This is a genomic window from Flavobacterium sp. (genome assembly GCF_041392005.1).
In the GTDB taxonomy this organism is placed as follows: Bacteria; Bacteroidota; Bacteroidia; order Flavobacteriales; family Flavobacteriaceae; genus Flavobacterium.
This window is the reverse complement of record NZ_JAWKMX010000002.1, coordinates 14,583-34,760: the sequence shown is the minus strand read 5'-3', so window position 1 is coordinate 34,760 and position 20,178 is coordinate 14,583. Positions and strand designations below refer to the sequence as shown.

Below are 20,178 nucleotides of genomic sequence, written 5' to 3'. Positions count from 1 at the left end.
AAGTAAAAAGTCGAAAGTAAAAAGTCGTTTGAAATTAATTCTTTTGACTTTTGACATTTGGCTTTAGACTTTATTATGGCACTTCAACTTGATTAACAATTTTGTTGATGATTTCTTCTGAAGTGATATTTTCGGCTTCGGCTTCGTAAGTAATACCAATTCTATGGCGTAGTACATCGTGCACTACAGCACGAACGTCTTCTGGAATTACATAACCTCTACGCTTAATAAACGCATAGCATTTTGCTGCTGTTGCCAAGTTAATACTACCACGAGGAGATGCTCCAAAACTGATTAATCCTTTTAAGTTTTCAAGATTATATTTTTCTGGATAACGCGTAGCGAAAATAATATCTAAAATGTATTTTTCAATTTTTTCGTCCATATAAACTTCACGAACGGCTTGTTGTGCTCTTAAAATTTGCTCTAAAGAAACCACTTGGTTTACTTTTTCGAAAGCACCTTGTAAATTTTGACGAATTACCAAACGTTCGTCTTCCATTTTAGGGTAATCAATAACTACTTTCAACATAAAACGATCGACTTGCGCTTCTGGTAATGGGTATGTTCCTTCTTGTTCTACAGGATTTTGTGTTGCCATTACCAAAAAAGGTTTGTCTAGCCTAAACGTTTCATCGCCAATGGTTACTTGTTTTTCTTGCATGGCTTCGAGCAACGCCGATTGCACTTTTGCTGGCGCACGGTTAATTTCATCGGCTAAAACGAAATTGGCAAAAATTGGCCCTTTCTTTATCGAAAAATCATTCGCTTTAATGTTGTAAATCATCGTTCCTACAACATCGGCAGGCAATAAATCGGGCGTAAATTGAATACGACTAAACGACCCGTGCACTGCTTGCGATAATGTGTTAATTGCCAAGGTTTTTGCTAAACCAGGCACGCCTTCTAACAAAATATGACCTTGCCCTAAAAGACCAATCAACAAACGTTCAATCATTTGCTTTTGCCCTACAATAACTTTGTTCATTTCCATTGTAAGCAAATCTACAAATGCACTTTCGCGTTCTATTTTTTCATTAATAGCTCTAATGTCTATTGTAGTTGTATTTTCTTCCATTTTGTTGTTTTTGTTTGTCAAAAATTGAAAATTATTTTAACATTTCAAAATTGAAAATTTATTTGCGACTATGGTGTTAATATAGCGTTAAAAATAGAAGGTTCGTACAATATCTTACAACATTTGTGATTTTCTTTTTATAATTTTAAGAAATTTTTATAAAACCAAACAATCTATATGATCTTTTCTTCTATTATTGCGGGAGTTATGAACTGGGGTGTTGGCGGTAAAAACCTCAACTCTTTGGAAATGCAAAAACGCCTTCATTTGTTTCTTGAAAACAATATTACAACTTTTGATCATGCCGATATTTATGGCGGCTATACTACAGAAGAACATTTTGGAAAAGCATTGCTACAAACTTCTATTAAGCGAGAAAATATTCAATTAATTTCGAAGTGCGGCATTAAGTATCCGTGTAAAAAACGAAATTATTCTATAAAACATTATGATTATTCTAAAGATTATATTCTATGGAGTGTAGATGAAAGTTTAAAAAATTTACAAACCGATTATTTAGATGCGCTTTTATTACATCGCCCAAGTCCACTTTTAAATACCGAGGAAGTTGCCGAAGCAGTATCAATTTTAAAGGAAAAAAGAAAGATAAAACATTTTGGCGTTTCTAATTTTTTACCTCAACAAATTGATGTTTTACAAAAATATGTTGAAATAGAAATTAATCAAATTCAATTTTCGGCAACACATTACAAACCCTTAACAGATGGGCAACTCGATTATATGCAAGCCCATACTATTTTACCAATGGCGTGGAATCCGTTAGGTTCAATTTTTAAAGAAGAAACCGAACAAACCAATCGCCTAAAGTTGCTATTAGCCGATTTGTTTATAAAATATGAAGTTTCAGCAGATTTGTTGCTTTTAAAATGGATTCAACAACATCCTTCTGGTGTGCTTCCTGTTGTGGGAACAACAGATGAAAACCGAATAAAATTGTTACAAAAATTAGAAAAATTTACTTTAGAATTAGACGATTGGTTTAAAATTTGGACAACAAGTATGGGACATAAAGTGCCTTAAATTAGCAAAAGCATTTAAAAGCATGATTAATAAACGTTTACTTATAAAAAATTTATTGGCTCATCATGATGAAAATTCGTTTTATGATAAAAAACGGCAACTAAACCTTCATACAAAAGAAGGAAAAGCAAAGTTTTTAAAACATATTTGCGCTTTGTCTAACTCTAATCCTGCGAATAATGCGTATATTTTAGTGGGTGTTGAAGATGAAACCAACGAAATTGTGGGCGATGATTTTTTTGATGATAGTCGCATACAAAACTTAGTAAACGCTTACTTAGAAAATCCGCCTAAAATTCAGTATGAGAACATTCCGTTTCCGAATTTAGAAAAATCGAAAGTGGTGGGTTTGGTAACTATAAAACCCAAGAGTAAAGCCTCTTTTTTTAGAAAAGGAATACATACCATTTCGGCAAACACTGGGTTTGTAAGAATTGGTAGTAATTCTACTCCTGTTGCAGGTAAAATACAATATTCTAAACTAAATACAGAAACAGTAATTAGTATTGAAAACAACTCGCGAAACAGCATAAAACACACCCTTGAGGGCGTTTTAGATTTTATTCAAAACAGACATCAAAACTTAGATTATAACTATGAGGTTTTTAAAGAATTGTTTGTGGTTTGCTGGGCAGGAATTACAAAAAAAGTTAAAGGAATTACGTATTATTCTCGAGTTGATATTGAGCTAATAAACGAACAGGTAAAACTATTTTATTCGGCTCAAGATGATGTCGTTATTTACTTTGATGAAAATTCGTTTACGATAACCGAGTATGTGGCTCTTGGTATTAACGATAAAACGACTTATTATCCTTTAGAAAAAGTAGTTATTACCTTTTTTGATAATGGCTATTATAAAATAGAAAGTGAAATGCTGTTTAATCCGCCGCAATATAATCGAAAACTATTGCATCATATTTACAATGCTAATTTGAGTTTGTTGAAAAAACTAGAAACCAATCAGTATTTAACGGAAAGAGAAAAAGCCGAGATAGAACAACTACCTTCGGCTTTAATGATTTGTTATTTAAATGGATTTGAGGATTCGAAACAAAAACTTATTGAGGCAAAACCACAGTTAAAATCTTTTGAAAACAGCTTGGTTTATCAGTCGTTTAAAGATGTTATGCGGGTTTTGCGTAAAATGAAATACAACTAAAGGTATGCACTTGTTTTCTTTGATACCAAAATATACGTGTATGACACAATTAAAACAACGCCTAATACATAAATTGTTCTAAACTGCAAGGTAGGGTTTATTAAAACCAGTTTATCCATAACGCCATCAAAATAATAGGCTGTGTTTAATACAATAGCTATCCAAATTAAGGTTAACGATAGTAGAGTCCCAATTGTTAATGCAAACTGTTTCATAATCTCCTTTTTTTTGTTACTAAATAACGGTTAATTTGATTATGTAAATTTACAGCACAATTGCTGTTGCGTGTTTACAGAAAATCTGTAAAAAATGTTAAAGTTTTTGTGAATTTTTTTTAGATAAATCCGTGTTTTCTGGCTTCGTTAACAATGTCTTCGTCTGTTCCTTTTTCTAATAAAAAGTATTCGCGTATTTGTGCTTTGCGTTTATCGATAGTGCTAATGCTTAAATTAAAATGTGCTGGAAGGCTTTTTGTGAGCACTCCTTTTGAAAGCAGCACTATTATTTCGCGGTTTATTTCGTCTAAAAGTGTATTTTTACCTGAGTTTGCTATTTCCTCTATTGCTTCGGTAACGGTTTTTGTTTCGTAAATTTCACCTTCAATAATTTTTTCAAAAGCGACTAGTAAATCTTCTGCCGAAAAATCGCTTTTTACGAGTAATCCTTCTGGATTCACTTTTTTCTTTAAGTTGTATAAAAGAAACCCTTCGGCGTGCGAGGTAAGTATTATTATTTTTAGTTCTCTACATTTTTTTCGTAATAACAACGCTAAATCTTCTCCTGAATGAATTCCTTTTTCTTCGTAAGGCGGCAAACTTAAATCGAGAAAAACCAAATCGAAATCTTCTGGCGATTTTATTTCTGAAATAATGTTGTATGCGTCTTTACAGTTTAGAGCATCAGTAGTTTCTATTTGATACCCTAAACTATTGAATGATAATATACTTTTATACCCTTCTATAATCATTGGGTGATCATCAATCATTAATATTTTTAGTGTTTTACTCATTATTTACTATTTCAAATAATAATTTTATAGTAGTGCCTTTTCCTATTTCAGAGTTAATAATTAGTTCTACGTTACAATCTTTGGCTCTTTCATTCATGTTTTGAATACCAATTCCTTTTTTAACTTTGTGCGTATCAAACCCTTTTCCGTTGTCTATAATTGTAACCGCTAATTTAGTATTAAAAATTGAAATGTCAATTGTAATTTTTGTAGCGTTTGCGTGCTTGTTAATATTGTTTAACGATTCTTGTAAAATTCTGTATAGGTTTAATTTTACTTTTGTGGCTATGCTTTCCCACGGAATTTCCTCGCTTATATAGTAATTACAATCTGTTTTATATGCTTTTTGTTGTTGTCTTAATAATTCTTCTAAAACAAAACGAAAGTTTTTGTTGGTATCGAAAACATCGTTGGATAAATCGTGCGATATAATTCGTATTTCTTTTTCTACATTATGGAGTTCTTCTATATGCCGAAGACTTTTTTCTATAGTAACTTGGTCTGGATTTCTACTTAAGGCGAATAAATTAAACCGAATACTGCTTAGTTTATTCATTATACCATCGTGAAGTTCTCGCGCTATTCGTTTTTTCTCTAAAGTTCTTACTTCTTCTAGTTTTGTTTGCTGATTAAGCATTAATTGATAAATGTTTTCATTTATTCGTTGTTGTTCGTTAACCAATTTTATTTCTTTTTGTTTGCTTTGCTGGTATAGCACAACATATAATAAAATAACAATAAATATAGTACCTACTGAACCTAAAAGTATTCTGGTTTTTTCTTCTGAAAGTGCTTTTTTTTCACCAATTATTTCGTCGGTTTCATACTCTATTCTGGCAAATTTATTTCTAGAATTTCGTTCTTGCTCTTGTAAACTATCGGTTAATTTTATGTATTCTTTTGCGTATTGTAAACCTTCTTTAGGCGCTATTTCTGTAAATAAATTTAAGGTAGTTAATACGTCTTGGTTGTAATTTGCTTTTTTGGCTAATGTATAAGCTTCGTTGTTGTATTTAAACGCTTGTGCCGTGTCTTTGTTTTCTAAAAAATACTCGGCAATGTGTATGCGACTATTTATTTTACCATTAACATCGTTAATGCTATCTCTAACCGCTAAGGCTTCTTTAAAGTCGTTTATACAAGGTTGGTTGGTTTTAAAATTGGCATAGGCATAATAATCGAGAAGCGATGCGAAAACAACAGGCTGTAAAGTTCTAATTTTTTTTATTTTTAAACCATTTGAAAAATATTTTTTTGCCTCTTCAAAATTATTTGTTTTTAAATAAATGTTACCAATACTATTATTAGTATGCGCTTTATATATTGATATATAATTTTTAAGATCAACTTTATCTATTTGGTACAAAGCTTTAAAGTTATATTCTAATCCTTTGCTATAATCTTTTGATTCTGTTAATGTTAGCGCCAAATGCGAGTAACATTCATAAATTAATTCGTTGTCTTCTATTTCTCGTGCTATATTAAGTGCGTTTATTGCCTCGTTTTCGCTGCCTATATAGTCTTTTTCGTAAAGCAATACATAGGCTTTGTGTAAAACAGCATTGCCCGAATTAAAATCTTTAATGCCAAGTTTTTGATAAATTTTATCTGAATTTAAATAATAATAGTAAGCACTATCATTTTGGGTTTTCGAAAAGTAGTAATCGCCCAAATAATAATTGGCTTTTGCCAGCGCCACACTATCATTTTGTTGTGTAGCTAAGCGCAAAATTTGTTGTGTGGTTTGTTTGTAATTTTCAAACTTAAAAAGTTGAAAATAACGGTTTGAAACTTTAAATAAGTTTTTAATTTTTAACGAATCGCTATCGCTAATTTGATTAACTAGAACAACTGCCGAATCGAGTTTTTGTAATTTTTCTTGTGGCGACAAATCCACATTATAGACTTCGTTAAAATAAAATTCTAACTTATTCGTATTGTGGTTAACTGTTTTTTCTTTGTTACAAGAAGCCAGTACAAGAAATGCTACAAAAACTAAAACTACGTTTTTCAAATGCGTTTTTTTATAATTTTAAAAACGTAAAAATACAATTTTAGTCCTTTTTAGTCATTACAATAGGTAATCGTTCCGATACTATTACCGTTTTTTCAGACTGAACGCTATAGTTTTTATTCAAATCTATTTGTGTTGTTGTTTGTGCTGGTTTTGCTATTTTAAACAAAAAAAGCATTAAGTATATAAATACTATTCCGAATGATATGGCTGTGTTTTTCATCTTGCTATATTTTAATTATTAGTGTGTTGTAATTAATCTTTTTTAGTTCCTGGGCTTACAGGGTTTCCTTGAGTTGCATCATTTGTTGGCACTGCTGTAGTAGCGGTATATTCTATTTGTTCTGCCGTAATTACATTTAGTTGGTTTACACCTTTTAATGTTTGTGTTCTTTCCATTTCAATGCTTTTTTCTTGTAAATCGTACTCGTCTGTTGAGCAAGAAACTGTTACTAAACCAAAAGATAATACGCTTAAAAATAAAATAGTTTTTTTCATGATAGTGTTTTTTAAAAATGTTATTAATAAATTTGAACCCGCAATATAGCTCATAATCAGCTGTATTGCAGATAATTTTTCAAAAATAAAAAGGTTTTTTATAATGGCATTACAGATTTTCTGTAAAAAATGTTAAAATTTTATATGAAAAAATTTGTTGTTGGCGATATTCATGGTGGCTTAAAAGCATTAGTTCAAATACTTGAAAAAGCAAGTGTAACAAGCGATGACACTATTATTTTTCTTGGCGATTATGTAGATGGCTGGAGTGAATCGCCACAAGTGCTCGATTTTTTAATTGATTTACAAACCGCGCAAAACTGTATTTTTTTAAGAGGAAACCACGACGATTTACTATTACAATACTTAAAAACAAATACTTACAAAGAAGAATGGTTTTTACACGGTGGCGAAGCAACGCTTGCTGCTTACCAAAACGTATCGGAAGAAAAAAAACAACACCATATTTCGTTTTTAGAAAATTTACAAAACTATTATCTCGATGAAGAAAACCGATTGTTTATTCATGCTGGTTTTACCAATAGTAAAGGTGTTGCTTACGAATATTTTAAACCTATGTTTTATTGGGATCGTTCGCTTTGGGAAATGGCAATTGCGCTAAACCCAAACCTCAATGAAAATGATATTTTATATCCAAGCCGATTAAAACATTATAAAGAAATTTACATTGGGCACACTCCAGTTACCCGAATAGAAAAAGAAATTCCTGTACAAGCCGCAAATATTTGGAATATTGATACGGGTGCTGCATTTAAAGGCAAACTAAGTATAATGGATATTGATAGTAAAATGTATTGGCAAAGCGAAGCCTTACCTAAACTATATCCTAATGAAAAAGGCAGAAATTAAAGGATATTTATATATTTGCTTAAAATTAATTCAAAATGAAAAAAATAGTTTTAGTAGTGCTTTTTTTTAGCGCTGTTGTAAATGCCCAAATTTTTACGGGCAAAGGAGATCAAAAATTTCAAGTTGGTGCTAACTTACAAGATCACGGAACTGGTGTTGTACTTACTTACGATTACGGTTTGGGTACTAATTTTTCGGTAGGTGTAGTAACGGGTTATCTTTTAGGAATTGAAAAAGTAGCAGGAGAAAAACCCGATTTTATAGACCGTTACGATTTAAAAGCCCGCTTTAATGCTAATATTGCCGATGTTTTTGGAATAGAAGACAAATTTGATGTGTATCCTGGTTTAAGTTTAAGTTTAAAAAACTTTGGCGGACATATAGGAACACGTTACTTTTTTACCGAAGGCTTTGGAGTTTTCGCTGAAGCACAATTTCCTATTGCTTCTTACGATAGTGATGTTGTAGGATGGGAAAAATATAATAACCAATTCAATTTTTCAATTGGAGCAAGTTTTAACCTGTAATGAGTGTAATTGAAAAGAAATTAAAAGACCGTAGCAATTCGAAGTGTGAACTATGTGGTTACGAACACGATTTACAAGTATATGTAATTCCACCACACGAGCATGAAAGTTTAGAAAATAGTATTTTAGCGTGCAAAAATTGTGTAAACCAAATTGAAAACCCAGAAGAAACCGATGCTACACATTGGCACTGTTTAAACGATAGTATGTGGAATGAAAATCTTCCCGTTCAAATTGTAGCTTGGCGTATGCTAACGCGTTTAAAAAAGCACGATTTATTAGATATGATGTATCTTGATGAAGAAGCTTTAGAATGGGCAAAAGCAACTGGCGAAGGCGATGAAGGCGACGGTAAAATTATACACAAAGATTCTAATGGAAATATTTTACAAGATGGCGATTCGGTTGTTTTAATAAAAGATTTAGATGTGAAAGGCGCTAATTTTACGGCTAAACGTGGAGCTGCGGTTCATAATATTAAAGTAGTTTGGGACAACGCCGAACAAATTGAAGGGCGTGTAGAAGGACAACATATTGTTATTTTAACACAATATGTAAAGAAAACGAAGTAACGTTTTGTTGATTTCATAATTTGAAAATGAGCCACTTCGAGTAAATTTTAAAAAAATTGTATCGAAAAATCATGAAAAAAAGTTCTCGATACGTTTCGCTACTCGAACTAATGAAACGAAATATTACTTTTCTTAGAAATAATGAAAACAAAAAATCCCGCCAAAAGCGGGATTTTTGTCTATTCTCTATATTCTTTATTCTGTTTTCTAAAATAAACCCTACAAATCAAACTTAATTCCTTGTGCTAAAGGCAATTGGTCAGAATAGTTAACGGTGTTTGTTTGTCTTCTCATATATACTTTCCAAGCATCTGAACCAGACTCACGCCCACCACCAGTTTCTTTTTCGCCACCAAATGCACCGCCAATTTCAGCACCAGATGTTCCAATGTTTACATTCGCAATTCCACAATCGGAACCCGCAAACGATAAGAATTTTTCAGCTTCTTTCATACTATTGGTCATAATTGAAGACGATAAACCTTGTGCAACACCATTTTGTATTTCGATAGCGTTTTCAACTTCGCCGCTATATTTCATTAGATATAAAATAGGAGCAAACGTTTCGTGTTGAACAATTTCAAAATGATTTTCGGCTTCAATAATAGCTGGTTTTACATAACAACCACTTTCGTAACCTTCGCCTTCTAAAACGCCGCCTTCAACTAATACTTTTCCGCCTTCAGCTTTTGCTTTTTCAATCGCTGCTAAATACGTATTTACTGCATCTTTATCGATAAGTGGACCTACATGGTTTTTCTCATCTAAAGGGTTTCCTAATTTAATTTGTTTGTACGCACCTACAATTGCATCGCGAACCGTATCATAAACCGATTCGTGAATAATTAAACGACGCGTAGAAGTACAACGTTGTCCACAAGTTCCTACTGCTCCAAAAACAGCACCTGGAACCACTACTTTTAAATCGGCAGTAGGCGTAATAATAATAGCGTTGTTTCCGCCTAATTCTAATAATGATTTTCCAAAACGTTCTGCAACCTTAGCGCCTACAATTCTACCCATACGTGTAGAACCTGTAGCCGAAACCAAAGGAATACGAGCATCGGAAGTAATCATTTCACCTACTTTATAATCGCCGTTTACGATGCACGAAATACCTTCGGGTAAACCGTTTTCTTTCAAAATTTCGGCTATAATATTTTGACAAGCAACTGAACATAACGGTGCTTTTTCCGATGCTTTCCACACACAAACATCACCACAAATCCATGCTAAAGCTGTGTTCCAAGACCAAACGGCAACTGGGAAGTTAAATGCAGAAATAATTCCTACTACACCTATAGGATGCCATTGCTCACGCATTACGTGACCCGGACGTTCTGAAGGAATTACTTGTCCGTTTAACTGGCGCGATAAACCTACAGCAAAATCGCAGATGTCGATCATTTCTTGAACTTCTCCGTAACCTTCTTGTAACGATTTTCCCATTTCGTAAGAAACCAATTTACCTAGAGGTTCTTTTAGTTCTCTTAATTTATTTCCAAATTGACGTACAATTTCGCCACGTTGCGGCGCTGGCATAGCTCTAAAAGTTTTAAAAGCTGCCGTTGCACTTTGCATCACTCTTTCGTAATCTTCAGCAGTAGTTGCTTTAACTTTTCCTATTAATTGACCATCTACAGGCGAATAACTTTCGATAATTTCTCCGTTTGAAAACCACTCGCTTCCTGTTGATGTTCCTTCGTTTATTTCTTTAATGCCTAAAACTTGTAAGGCTTCTTTCATTCCAAATTTTTCGGCAACTGATTTTTGCGTTATTGTTGACATATAAAGTATTATTTTTATTAGTGTTGCAAATTTAAGGATTATTTTAGAGTCTTTCCTATTCTTTTACAATAGTTCTAAAAGTAAGGTTTATTCTTGGTGTTTTTATTAGTGTAGTTGGTGGCAAACGATGTAACCAGTGTTCTTGTGTACTTCCTTTCATAACCAATAAACTACCGTGTTGTAGTACTATAGCTACTTTCTCGTAGGTTTGCTTGTGTTTAAATGCAAACTTTCGTTCGGCGCCAAAACTAAAAGACGCTATTGCTCCTTCTTTCTTTAAATCTTTTTCGCCATCGCTATGCCAAGCCATACTTTCGTTTCCATTATGGTATAGGTTTAATAAGCAAGAATTGTAGGTTTCATTGGTTTTTTGCTCGGCTAAAGTTTTAAGTTCTAATAATTCTTTTGTCCATGGTAAGGCATACTTTGTAACATTAGAATACGTATAACTATACGGGTTGTTACCATACCATGCAACTTTTCTTTTGGTTTGAATTTTTTTACCAAAAATAATAGCTTCGTCATTTTTCCACTGAATTGAATTAAGCAACTTCTGGTAATAATGGTTAGCTTCTCCTTTAGGTACAATTACGCCATAATAGTTAACAACTCCTTCATACGGTAACCAATTTGTATTTTTATCGGTATTTTGATTGAATAAATCCACTACATTATTTTACAAAACGTTTATCGGTTTCCATAATATGTCCACAGTTTTTACAAGTTCTATGTGCTTTAGAGGTATAAAATTCTTTAAAATGAGAAAGAAAATCGTTTTCAATATTATGAAGTTCAAAATAAACTTCATAAAGTTTTTCATTGCAATTATCGCAAAACCAAAGCAAGCCATCTGTAAATCCTTTTCCTGCGCGCTTTCGTTCTACAACTAAACCTACTGAGTTTTCGGTTCTATTAGGCGAATGGGGTATTTTTGGTGGCAACAAAAACATATCGCCGGCTTTTAAATGTATTGCTTTCTTTTTGCCGTTTTCTTGAATGTAAACGGTAATTTCGCCTTGTAATTGATAAAATAGTTCTTCGGTTTCGTTGTAGTGGTAATCTTTTCGGGCGTTAGGTCCGCCAACAATCATTACAATATAATCTTCAGATGCAGTGTAAAGATTTTTATTAGCAACTGGTGGTTGTAGAAGGTGCTTGTTTTCTTCTATCCATTGGTTTAAATTAAAAGGTTTTTTTATTGCCATTTTATAGTTTTTTATAAAAATACAAAAAATAAAGGTTAGCAAATTGCTAACCTTTATTTTTTTATTTTGCTTCCTTAACCAAATAAATGTAAACAGGAAAGTGGTCGCTATAGCCTGGTACGCCATTTGAGTTTCGTTTTGGGTAACCTTTCCATCTTCCTTCGTTTTGTATAAGATAAGGTTTTATAAAGCGTGAAACTTTCCAATAGGTCCACGTGCTGTAATCTTTTCTTACAAGAGGCTCTGAAACAATAATTTGATCGAATAAATTCCAAGCATCGCGGTAACCTAATGTTCCTTCTCCGTTTTTGTACATTTTTTCCATTGGGTTGTACATACCATATTTTTGAATATCTTCTCGTTTTCCTACGGTTTCAATTCCTTTTTTTACGCTTTTATTCGTTGGGTCGTCATTTAAGTCGCCCATTGTAATAATTTTTGCATCTGGATTAATTTTGTAAAGCGAGTCAATTATTTTTCTGTTTAATTTTCCTGCTTCTTCTCTGTAAGGACTGCTTCTTTTTTCACCTCCAGAACGCGATGGCCAGTGGTTTACAATAAAACTAATTTCTTCGCCATCTAATAAACCTGTTACTAATAATTGATCGCGAGTATATACTCTTTTAGAATGGTTTTCTGTATCGTTACTATCTTCGGCGTCTTCGGCTGTTGTTTCTTCCTTTTTTCCTTTTAACATATCTTCATAAATATATAAAGGTATGTTTGTATAGCTTGTAGGTGTAAAATATTTTCCTTGGTATAAAAGCGCTACATCAATTCCTCGCTTATCGGGCGAATCAAAATGTATAATGCTGTATCCTAAATCTATTATTTTAGGGTGTCTAACTAAATCTTCTAAAACACCTCTGTTTTCAACTTCGCAAGTTCCAATAACTACTGGTGTATTTTTTTGTACATCGCTTACTCCTAATTCTGAAATTACTTTTGCTAAATTGTCTAATTTCTTTTTATAGTTTTCTTCTGTCCAACCTTTAGCAGGAGTATATTCTTCATCATACTTTACAGGGTCTTTTTTAGTATCGAAAAGGTTTTCAAAGTTATAAAAAGCAACCGTGTGAACTTTAACTTTTTTACTTTGAGCCTGAGTGTTTAGTGCGAAAACCGCTACAAAACAATAATAAATAAACTTTAAACGCATAGTGCAAATGTTATGTTAATATCAATTTTTATACAAAACCGATGCCAAAGGTACATAATAATGACAAAAGTTGTACATTTGTACACTGTTAAGTTGAAACTCTTAACTTTAAATTAATTTTAACTTTAATCTTATTTATGAAAAAACTTGTTTTGAGTGCTTTTCTAAGTATGGTGAGCTTACTTTCGTTTGCTCAACAAAACCCTTCGTTAAAAGGTACGGTAATCGATTCTAAAACACTTAACCCTTTACGAAATGTTACTTTAACAATTGAAAGCACAAGTTTATCTGAAATTACAGCAGTAGATGGTACATTTAAATTTGCCGTAATACCAAATACACAATCGGTATTACTAGTTACCTATCCTGGCTACAAAAAGCAATCGTTAATTATTGAACCTAGCGCAGAAAACACTGTTTTAGATTTGGGAACAATTGCTTTAGAGGAAGATATTACTTCTGAATTACAATTAAGTTTAGTAACCATTACAGAAAACGATTTAGGCGATGAAAATACGGGTTCTGAAAGTACTTCAGGTTTATTACAAGCCTCTCGCGACACTTATCAACAAGCTGCTGCTTTTAACTGGGGGCAAGCTCGTTTTAGAGTTCGTGGTTTAGACAACCAATACGGTACTACCATGATTAATGGTGTTGAAATGAACAAAATTTACGACGGAAGACCGCAATGGAGTAACTGGGGTGGTTTAAATGATGCTACTAGAAACCAAGAATTTACAATGGGTTCTGCTCCTTCAGATTATACTTTTGGTAGTATATTAGGTACGCAAGAAATAAACACAAGAGCTTCGCATTACAGAACCGGAACTCGTGTAACTTTTTCGGGAACAAACACTAATTATAACTGGAGAACAATGGCAACCCACGCTTCTGGCTTTAACAGTAAAGGTTGGGCTTTTGTTGTTTCGGGTTCTAGAAGATGGGCAAAAGAAGGACATTTTGAAGGAACAGATTATGATGCTACTTCTCTTTTTGCTTCTGTTGAAAAGAAATTTAACGACAAGCATAGTATTAACTTTACTTCAATATATGCAAAAAACGCAAGAGGCAAATCGTCACCAAACACACAAGAAGTAATTGATTTAAAAGGAGAAAACTACAACTCTTATTGGGGTTGGCAAGATGGTAAAAAACGAAACTCTAGAGTTAAAGATATTGCTGAACCTATTAATATGTTATCGCACTATTGGAAAATTAGCGAAAAAACATTGCTAACTACAAATGTTGCTTATCAAACAGGTTCTATTGGTAACTCTAGAATTGACAACCAGTTAGGTAATAACCCAGACCCTACTTATTATAAAAACTTACCAAGTTATTTCAACAATCAGCCCGATTTATGGACACAAGTTGTAGAAAATGGTAATCCAGTTTTTAACGAAGACGGTACTCCTAAATTAGAAAACATTCCTGCAAGAAATGCAAGAGCTAGCTTTTTAGCAAACTCTCAAATTAATTGGAATGCTATGTATGTTGCCAATCAAAATGCTGGTGGACGAAGTGTTTATGCCTTATACGAAGACAGAACAGATGATACACAATGGACAGCTAATTCTATTTTAAACGCTACTTTATCTGATCATATTTCATTAAACGCAGGCGCTACTTTTAAACATTTAAAATCGCACAATTTCCAAAACTTATTAGATTTAATGGGCGGACAATACTTTTTAGATATTGATCCTTTTGTTGCTGGTTACAACCCAGATGCTAATAACGGCGCTGGCGCTTTCTTTATTGAAGGTGCTTCGCAATCTGATTTGAACAATCCTAACAGACAAATTCGCGAAGGCGATACTTACGGATACAACTACAACTTATTTGCTACTGTATTTAATGGATTTACACAATTTAAGTTCGATTACAGAAAATTCAACTTCTATTTAGCACAAACTTTCTCAAGAACACAATACCAAAGAGAAGGCTTATATAGAAATGGTATTTATGCTGACAATTCTTATGGAAAAAGCGAGAAACTTACTTATGAAAATTTTGGTTTTAAAGGAGGTTTAATGTACAAAATTAACGGACGTCATATGTTAGATTTTAACGGTGTTTATATGACAAAAGCACCTATTATGCGTAATGTGTTTTCTAATGCTCGTTTAAATAACTTAGTTACACCAAATTTAGAACAAGAAAACATTATGGCTGCCGATGCAAGTTATATTATACAAGCACCTAAATTAAAAGCACGTGTAACAGGTTTCTTTAATAGAATAAACAACAGTACCGACATTTCGTTTTACTATGCCGAAAGTATTGGCGAAGCAGGAGGCGATACCGATGCTTTTGTAAGTGAAATTGTTACTGGTTTAAACAAAGTTTCAATGGGTGGAGAATTAGGTATAGAGTACCAATTAACGCCAACTATTAAAGCAATAGGTGCCGCTTCTTACGGACAATATACATATTCTGATAACGCACACTTAGTAACTAACGACGATGGTAGAGCTGCATTAGGAAACAATGCGCTGAGAGATTTTGGAACAACTTATTTAAAAAATTACCACCAACCAGGTGTGGCACAGCAAGCTTACTCATTTGGTTTAGAATACCGCGATCCTCATTTCTGGTGGATAAGTGCTAATGCCAACTATTTATCAGATATTTATGTTGACCCATCAAGTATTTTAAGAACAGATAACTTTTCGATAGACCCAATAACTAACGATAATTATTCTGGTGTTACAGAAGCAAGTGTTCGTGATAAATTAAAACAAGAAAAACTAGATCCTTTCACACTAATTAACCTTATGGGAGGAAAATCGTGGAGAATAAGTAAAAAGAACCGTAACACATTTGGTGTTTTTGCTATGGTAAACAACGTGTTTGATGTTCGTTATAAAACAGGAGGTTTTGAACAATCAAGAAAAGCTACTTACCCAGATGTAGTAGCTGACCAAGCTTATAACACACCTTCTTTTGGAACAAAATATTTTTACGGTTACGGAAGAACGTATTTTGTTAATTTATATATTAACTTTTAAAAAATTGCACTATGAAAAAAGTTTTAAAAACAATAGCCGCATTTGCAGTAATTTTAAGTATTACCACTTCGTGTGTTAATGATGACGATTTTGCAATTCCTACCGTGTATAACTATACTTTTAACGAGTCTTTTTCTAGCATTGAAATAGGTTCTGGCTCAAATGAAGTGGCTATAGCTATAGATGGTTGGACAAATGTAAACTTTGATAATCCTGCCAGAGTATGGCACGGTAGAAGCTATAGTAACGATAATTATGCTGAGTTTAGTTCTTATTATTCAAATACCGGAACAACAGATAACGCTTGGTTAATTACTCCTGCTATTTCATTATCTTCTAATGAATTTTTATCATTTACTACAAAATACAGATATTCAAATGGCGACCCTGTAAAGGTTTTTATCTCAACAAATTTTGACGGAAATCCTGCATCTATTACAACTGCAGACTGGACAGAGTTAGAATTTACACTACCATCTGAAGACGATGTTGTTACCGAAAGTGGCGCTATTGACCTTAATAGTTTTGCAAACAATACAGTTTATTTAGCTTTTGAATATACTGGAAGTAAAAGTGGCATCACTACTACCTGTCAAATTGATAATATTAAAATTATTAAAAATTAAGCTATGAAAAAAGGAAAATTAATTTTAACACTAGCATTAGCTACAGCCTTTTTTGGTTGTACTAATGGTGATGATTATGGCACACCCGATTTAACTACGGAATGCCATTCTAAAACAGCTAATGTAGATATATTAACTGGTGTTGTTACACCTGCTTCTTTAGTAGGACAAAATGCTACATTGTGGACAGACTCTGCAACTGGTGCAGAAGATATTTTAGAAGCTTATGTAACCTCTAGCGACGAAGGTGGAAACTTTTACAAAAGTATTTCAATGGTTGCTTTCGATAGTAACGGAGATGAATACGGATTTAGTGTTCCTGTTGATCAATACAACCTTTACACCATGTACGAGCCAGGAAGAAAAGTTTATGTAAAGCTAAACGGTTTATATTATGGCGAAAGCATTATTTCTGGAAACTTTAATGGTGTTTTAGTTGGTGGATTAAACGGAACTCAAGTAGGTAGAATTTCTATTAACGAATTCCCTAACTTTTTATTACGTTCTTGCGAATCTAAAACAGAAGAAGAGTTATTACATACAAATGTTTCTTTTGCTGACGCAAAAAGTAATGAATATTTAAATAAGTTAATAGAATTCGACGAAGTTCAATTTGCCGATGCTTTTGTCGGTAAAACATACTATGACCCATCAAATACTGCTGGTTCTGGAACCAATAACCTGCTTACCGATAGAGATGGTAACACCCTTATCGTAAGAGTAAGTGCTTTTTCAAACTTTGTTTCTGAAAAAATTCCAGGTGGAAACGGAAAAGTAAGAGGTGTAATGACTAAGTATAATAACGACTATCAATTTATGATTAGAACCGTAAACGATGTACAACTAACAAATGACCGTTATATTCCTCAAACTTTCTTCGAAGATGGTTTTGAAAATGATTGGACAATTTGGACAAAATATAGTGTTACCGGTGCTCAAGAATGGACTTGGGGTACAAATGGCTATGGCAACCCTGATAATTATGCTAAAATGTCTGGATACTCTGGAGGAAATAATGTAAACGACGATTGGTTAATTTCTCCAGCCGTTGATTTAAGCACTGCTACAGAAGCCGCTTTATCTTTTGATACCGCTAAAAACTATACAGGTAACGATTTAGAAATTTATGTTTCTAGCAATTATGATGGTTCTAGTGCGCCAAGTACTGCTACTTGGACACAAGTAACAGGAAACTTGTCAACTGGTAGCTGGAATTGGATAGGTTCTGGAAACATTGATGTTACTTCTTACGTTGGTGGAAATCTTTATGTCGCTTTCCGATATACCTCAACAAGTTCTGCTTCTTCTACTTGGGAAGTAGATAATGTACGAGTTACTGGTTTTTAATTAAAATCAATTTGAATAAAGTAAAAACGTCTCGCAAAAACGGGGCGTTTTTTTATTCCAAATAATTGTATTTTTGTAATGATAAAGAACAATTATGTTAGAAAAAGACAATCACGTATTTGAAAAAACCGCTATAGTAGGTATTATTACCCAAAATCAAGACGAAGAAAAACTCAACGAATATCTCGATGAACTAGAATTTTTAACGTTTACCGCAGGTGGCGAAGTGTTTAAACGCTTTTCTCAAAAAATGGATAAACCTAATCCTAAAACTTTTGTAGGAAGCGGAAAACTAGAAGAAATTAAGACCTTTGTAAAAGAAAACGATATTTCAACCGTAATTTTTGACGATGAACTTTCGCCATCGCAACAAAAAAATATTAATCGAGAACTTGGCGACGAATGTAAAGTTTTAGACCGTACTAATCTAATTCTCGATATTTTTGCACAACGTGCTCAAACTTCGTATGCACGAACGCAGGTTGAATTAGCACAATATCAATATTTACTTCCTAGATTAACAGGTATGTGGACGCACCTCGAACGCCAGCGTGGTGGAATTGGTATGCGTGGCCCTGGTGAAACCGAAATTGAAACCGACCGCCGTATTGTGCGCGATAGAATTGCGCTTTTAAAGGAAAAAATAAAAACAATTGATAAGCAAATGGCTATTCAGCGTGGCAATCGTGGTGCATTGGTAAGGGTTGCCTTAGTTGGTTATACAAATGTGGGCAAATCTACTTTAATGAATGCTATAGGAAAAAGCGAAGTTTTTGTCGAAAATAAACTTTTTGCAACGCTAGACACAACGGTGCGAAAAGTAGTTATTAAAAACCTTCCGTTTTTATTGAGTGATACTGTAGGTTTTATACGAAAATTACCTACGCAATTAGTAGAATCGTTTAAAAGCACATTAGATGAGGTTCGCGAAGCCGATTTATTGTTACATGTAGTAGATATATCGCACCCCGATTTTGAAGATCATATTGCTTCTGTAAACGATATTTTAAAAGAAATTAAAAGCGATGATAAGCCAACAATTATGGTTTTTAATAAAATTGATGCGTATAAACCAGCTTATTTTGATACCGATAATTTAGCAATAGAAAAAGAATCGAAACATTTTACTTTAGACGAATGGAAACACACTTGGATGAGTAAAATGGGTAAAAACAATGCGCTTTTTATTTCGGCTACAAATAAAATAAACTTTGAAGAATTTCGGGAAAAAGTATATGAAGCCGTTCGGGAAATTCATATTACACGCTTTCCCTACAACAATTTTTTATATCCAGAATATAAAGAAGCAACAGATCAAGAGTAAAACCATAAAAAAACGACCTCAAATGAGGTCGTTTTTATTGTTTTTTAGCTGTTTTATATTAGAAGTTAACTGTTGCTCCTACACCAATAACTTGGCGCGTTTGAAAACCTCTAAAAGCATTATCATCATAAATTGCTTGAAAAGCAAAGTTTGTTGTTAAATACTTGTTTATTTTCATAGCAATATTTAATTGATAATCGATATCAACATTTTGCGGATCTTCTAAATAATTAGAATATAAGTTTAAAATGTTCTCTACAGAAACATTTTCCATAATATTAAACTTGTAATATGCGTTAAGAGCCGCACCTAATTCGTAGCGTGTAGTTTTCCCTTGCTCAACACCAAAAGACTCACCAAACTCGGTAAAATGATCGTGAACAACAATTAATTTTGAAGTTGCTGGCGCAATATTCACTTTTAAATTATCGCTTTTTTTCCATAACAAACCCGGACCTGCTTGAAAATAAGCTGGCGAGAAAAAGTGCGAAATTTTTACCGTTTGTGTATCTGGGTCTAAACCTGTATCCATTTGCGTTTTAAAACTGAAAAAACCAGAGTAATACCAGTTTTCTCCAAAGTTTGCTTTTCTTCCTAAAAGTGAGTTTAGCTCTAAGCGGTCGTCTGTTTTTTGTTGGTCTTGCCCTTTAATTTTAGTTACACCATAAGAAGCTAAAAACTTGTTATCCCCAGTTCAGGAGCTGCTTTTTGTAATTAAAATCGTAATTAACGCTAAAATTTCCCAACGCAAAGTTGTTTTGACCACCCACTTTATCCAAATTAAAAGACGAATTGTTTTGCTAATGCTGTAATTACACCACCTCTTGTCCATCCTTCTTTTATCATCCTTGCTTTTGCTAAAGGCTTCTTCTGTTTTTCTTTAAATTTTCTTTTTCTGTTTCTTGAGCAAAAATGCTTTATATTTTACGCCAAACAAAATACTAGTA

General features: G+C 33.1%; 19 protein-coding genes and 1 pseudogene. 9 read left to right on the top strand and 11 right to left on the bottom strand.

Translation table 11 applies throughout. The features are described from left to right. Positions 1 to 73: 73 nt before the first annotated feature. Positions 74 to 1,078 carry an AAA family ATPase gene (locus R2808_RS01660; RefSeq protein ID WP_371269196.1) on the bottom strand — a complete coding sequence of 335 codons (1,005 nt, stop codon included), beginning with the start codon at positions 1,076 to 1,078 and terminating at the stop codon, positions 74 to 76. Between the two features lie 177 nt (positions 1,079 to 1,255). Here R2808_RS01660 and R2808_RS01655 point away from each other — a divergent pair, with 177 nt between their 5' ends. Together R2808_RS01655 and R2808_RS01650 are read left to right on the top strand one after the other, a co-directional pair. Next, positions 1,256 to 2,119: an aldo/keto reductase family oxidoreductase gene (locus R2808_RS01655; RefSeq protein WP_371269195.1), complete on the top strand. Its 864-nt coding sequence runs from the start codon at positions 1,256 to 1,258 to the stop codon at positions 2,117 to 2,119. Between the two features lie 22 nt (positions 2,120 to 2,141). Beyond that, entirely contained in the window at positions 2,142 to 3,281 is a 1,140-nt protein-coding gene (locus tag R2808_RS01650) for an ATP-binding protein (protein ID WP_371269194.1), read from the top strand. On the opposite strand, the gene R2808_RS01645 is transcribed toward R2808_RS01650, so the two are convergent. The 5 genes from R2808_RS01645 to R2808_RS01625 all read right to left on the bottom strand — a co-directional run bounded on the left by R2808_RS01645 (position 3,278) and on the right by R2808_RS01625 (position 6,802). Further along, complete coding sequence (locus tag R2808_RS01645) at positions 3,278 to 3,496, bottom strand: hypothetical protein (RefSeq protein WP_371269193.1); 219 nt, start codon at positions 3,494 to 3,496, stop codon at positions 3,278 to 3,280. The two genes, R2808_RS01650 and R2808_RS01645, sit on opposite strands and share 4 nt — an antisense overlap. A gap of 119 nt (positions 3,497 to 3,615) precedes the next feature. Next, complete coding sequence (locus R2808_RS01640; protein WP_371269192.1) at positions 3,616 to 4,290, bottom strand: response regulator; 675 nt, start codon at positions 4,288 to 4,290, stop codon at positions 3,616 to 3,618. After that, positions 4,283 to 6,304, bottom strand: coding sequence for an ATP-binding protein (locus tag R2808_RS01635; protein ID WP_371269191.1), 2,022 nt, complete (start codon positions 6,302 to 6,304; stop codon positions 4,283 to 4,285). Before R2808_RS01635 ends, R2808_RS01640 begins: the two co-directional genes overlap by 8 nt. Positions 6,305 to 6,344: 40 nt before the next feature. Then, complete coding sequence (locus tag R2808_RS01630; protein ID WP_371269190.1) at positions 6,345 to 6,527, bottom strand: hypothetical protein; 183 nt, start codon at positions 6,525 to 6,527, stop codon at positions 6,345 to 6,347. A 32-nt stretch (positions 6,528 to 6,559) separates the two neighbouring features. Beyond that, the gene (locus R2808_RS01625) at positions 6,560 to 6,802 is read right to left on the bottom strand and encodes a hypothetical protein (RefSeq protein WP_371269189.1); all 243 of its coding nucleotides are present in this window, start codon (positions 6,800 to 6,802) and stop codon (positions 6,560 to 6,562) included. Positions 6,803 to 6,946: 144 nt separating this feature from the next. Between R2808_RS01625 and R2808_RS01620 the strand changes: the two genes are divergently transcribed. The 3 genes from R2808_RS01620 to R2808_RS01610 are packed head-to-tail and all read left to right on the top strand — an operon-like array spanning position 6,947 to position 8,771. Continuing rightward, complete coding sequence (locus R2808_RS01620; RefSeq protein ID WP_371269188.1) at positions 6,947 to 7,672, top strand: metallophosphoesterase family protein; 726 nt, start codon at positions 6,947 to 6,949, stop codon at positions 7,670 to 7,672. A 35-nt stretch (positions 7,673 to 7,707) separates the two neighbouring features. Beyond that, positions 7,708 to 8,199, top strand: coding sequence for a DUF6646 family protein (locus R2808_RS01615; protein WP_371269187.1), 492 nt, complete (start codon positions 7,708 to 7,710; stop codon positions 8,197 to 8,199). Continuing rightward, positions 8,199 to 8,771 carry a PhnA domain-containing protein gene (locus tag R2808_RS01610; RefSeq protein ID WP_371269186.1) on the top strand — a complete coding sequence of 191 codons (573 nt, stop codon included), beginning with the start codon at positions 8,199 to 8,201 and terminating at the stop codon, positions 8,769 to 8,771. Before R2808_RS01615 ends, R2808_RS01610 begins: the two co-directional genes overlap by 1 nt. Before the next feature lie 219 nt (positions 8,772 to 8,990). Here R2808_RS01610 and R2808_RS01605 read toward each other — a convergent pair whose 3' ends face one another. The 4 genes from R2808_RS01605 to R2808_RS01590 all read right to left on the bottom strand — a co-directional run bounded on the left by R2808_RS01605 (position 8,991) and on the right by R2808_RS01590 (position 12,923). Then, on the bottom strand, positions 8,991 to 10,559 hold the full coding sequence (locus R2808_RS01605) for an aldehyde dehydrogenase family protein (RefSeq protein ID WP_371269185.1): 1,569 nt from the start codon (positions 10,557 to 10,559) through the stop codon (positions 8,991 to 8,993). A 55-nt stretch (positions 10,560 to 10,614) separates the two neighbouring features. Continuing rightward, entirely contained in the window at positions 10,615 to 11,226 is a 612-nt protein-coding gene (locus tag R2808_RS01600; protein WP_371269184.1) for an alpha-ketoglutarate-dependent dioxygenase AlkB, read from the bottom strand. Positions 11,227 to 11,230: 4 nt separating this feature from the next. Next, positions 11,231 to 11,764, bottom strand: coding sequence for a 3-hydroxyanthranilate 3,4-dioxygenase (locus tag R2808_RS01595; RefSeq protein ID WP_371269183.1), 534 nt, complete (start codon positions 11,762 to 11,764; stop codon positions 11,231 to 11,233). A 61-nt stretch (positions 11,765 to 11,825) separates the two neighbouring features. After that, positions 11,826 to 12,923, bottom strand: a complete 1,098-nt coding sequence (locus tag R2808_RS01590) for an endonuclease/exonuclease/phosphatase family protein (protein WP_371269182.1) — start codon at positions 12,921 to 12,923, stop codon at positions 11,826 to 11,828. 137 nt (positions 12,924 to 13,060) lie between these two features. On the opposite strand from R2808_RS01590, the gene R2808_RS01585 reads away from it, so the two are divergent. From R2808_RS01585 to hflX, 4 genes are all read left to right on the top strand, one after another. Further along, positions 13,061 to 15,934 carry a carboxypeptidase-like regulatory domain-containing protein gene (locus tag R2808_RS01585; RefSeq protein WP_371269181.1) on the top strand — a complete coding sequence of 958 codons (2,874 nt, stop codon included), beginning with the start codon at positions 13,061 to 13,063 and terminating at the stop codon, positions 15,932 to 15,934. 11 nt (positions 15,935 to 15,945) lie between these two features. Next, a complete protein-coding gene (locus R2808_RS01580) occupies positions 15,946 to 16,560 on the top strand; it encodes a choice-of-anchor J domain-containing protein (protein ID WP_371269180.1) in 615 nt (204 codons plus the stop codon). A gap of 3 nt (positions 16,561 to 16,563) precedes the next feature. Next, the gene (locus R2808_RS01575) at positions 16,564 to 17,907 is read left to right on the top strand and encodes a DUF5689 domain-containing protein (protein WP_371269179.1); all 1,344 of its coding nucleotides are present in this window, start codon (positions 16,564 to 16,566) and stop codon (positions 17,905 to 17,907) included. 94 nt (positions 17,908 to 18,001) lie between these two features. After that, on the top strand, positions 18,002 to 19,231 hold the full coding sequence (hflX, locus tag R2808_RS01570) for a GTPase HflX (protein WP_371269178.1): 1,230 nt from the start codon (positions 18,002 to 18,004) through the stop codon (positions 19,229 to 19,231). Between the two features lie 58 nt (positions 19,232 to 19,289). Here the strand turns inward: hflX and R2808_RS01565 are convergent. After that, positions 19,290 to 20,152 (bottom strand): annotated as a pseudogene (locus R2808_RS01565) (DUF3078 domain-containing protein). Between the last annotated feature and the right edge of the window lie 26 nt (positions 20,153 to 20,178).

What these genes read in the sequence shown, in the direction of transcription:
- R2808_RS01660 (WP_371269196.1), bottom strand. Translation starts at nt 1,078, where the DNA reads ATGGAAGAAAATACAACTACAATAGACATTAGAGCTATTAATGAAAAA.
- R2808_RS01655 (WP_371269195.1), top strand. Translation starts at nt 1,256, where the DNA reads ATGATCTTTTCTTCTATTATTGCGGGAGTTATGAACTGGGGTGTTGGC.
- R2808_RS01650 (WP_371269194.1), top strand. Translation starts at nt 2,142, where the DNA reads ATGATTAATAAACGTTTACTTATAAAAAATTTATTGGCTCATCATGAT.
- R2808_RS01645 (WP_371269193.1), bottom strand. Translation starts at nt 3,496, where the DNA reads ATGAAACAGTTTGCATTAACAATTGGGACTCTACTATCGTTAACCTTA.
- R2808_RS01640 (WP_371269192.1), bottom strand. Translation starts at nt 4,290, where the DNA reads ATGAGTAAAACACTAAAAATATTAATGATTGATGATCACCCAATGATT.
- R2808_RS01630 (WP_371269190.1), bottom strand. Translation starts at nt 6,527, where the DNA reads ATGAAAAACACAGCCATATCATTCGGAATAGTATTTATATACTTAATG.
- R2808_RS01625 (WP_371269189.1), bottom strand. Translation starts at nt 6,802, where the DNA reads ATGAAAAAAACTATTTTATTTTTAAGCGTATTATCTTTTGGTTTAGTA.
- R2808_RS01620 (WP_371269188.1), top strand. Translation starts at nt 6,947, where the DNA reads ATGAAAAAATTTGTTGTTGGCGATATTCATGGTGGCTTAAAAGCATTA.
- R2808_RS01615 (WP_371269187.1), top strand. Translation starts at nt 7,708, where the DNA reads ATGAAAAAAATAGTTTTAGTAGTGCTTTTTTTTAGCGCTGTTGTAAAT.
- R2808_RS01610 (WP_371269186.1), top strand. Translation starts at nt 8,199, where the DNA reads ATGAGTGTAATTGAAAAGAAATTAAAAGACCGTAGCAATTCGAAGTGT.
- R2808_RS01605 (WP_371269185.1), bottom strand. Translation starts at nt 10,559, where the DNA reads ATGTCAACAATAACGCAAAAATCAGTTGCCGAAAAATTTGGAATGAAA.
- R2808_RS01595 (WP_371269183.1), bottom strand. Translation starts at nt 11,764, where the DNA reads ATGGCAATAAAAAAACCTTTTAATTTAAACCAATGGATAGAAGAAAAC.
- R2808_RS01590 (WP_371269182.1), bottom strand. Translation starts at nt 12,923, where the DNA reads ATGCGTTTAAAGTTTATTTATTATTGTTTTGTAGCGGTTTTCGCACTA.
- R2808_RS01585 (WP_371269181.1), top strand. Translation starts at nt 13,061, where the DNA reads ATGAAAAAACTTGTTTTGAGTGCTTTTCTAAGTATGGTGAGCTTACTT.
- R2808_RS01580 (WP_371269180.1), top strand. Translation starts at nt 15,946, where the DNA reads ATGAAAAAAGTTTTAAAAACAATAGCCGCATTTGCAGTAATTTTAAGT.
- R2808_RS01575 (WP_371269179.1), top strand. Translation starts at nt 16,564, where the DNA reads ATGAAAAAAGGAAAATTAATTTTAACACTAGCATTAGCTACAGCCTTT.
- hflX (WP_371269178.1), top strand. Translation starts at nt 18,002, where the DNA reads ATGTTAGAAAAAGACAATCACGTATTTGAAAAAACCGCTATAGTAGGT.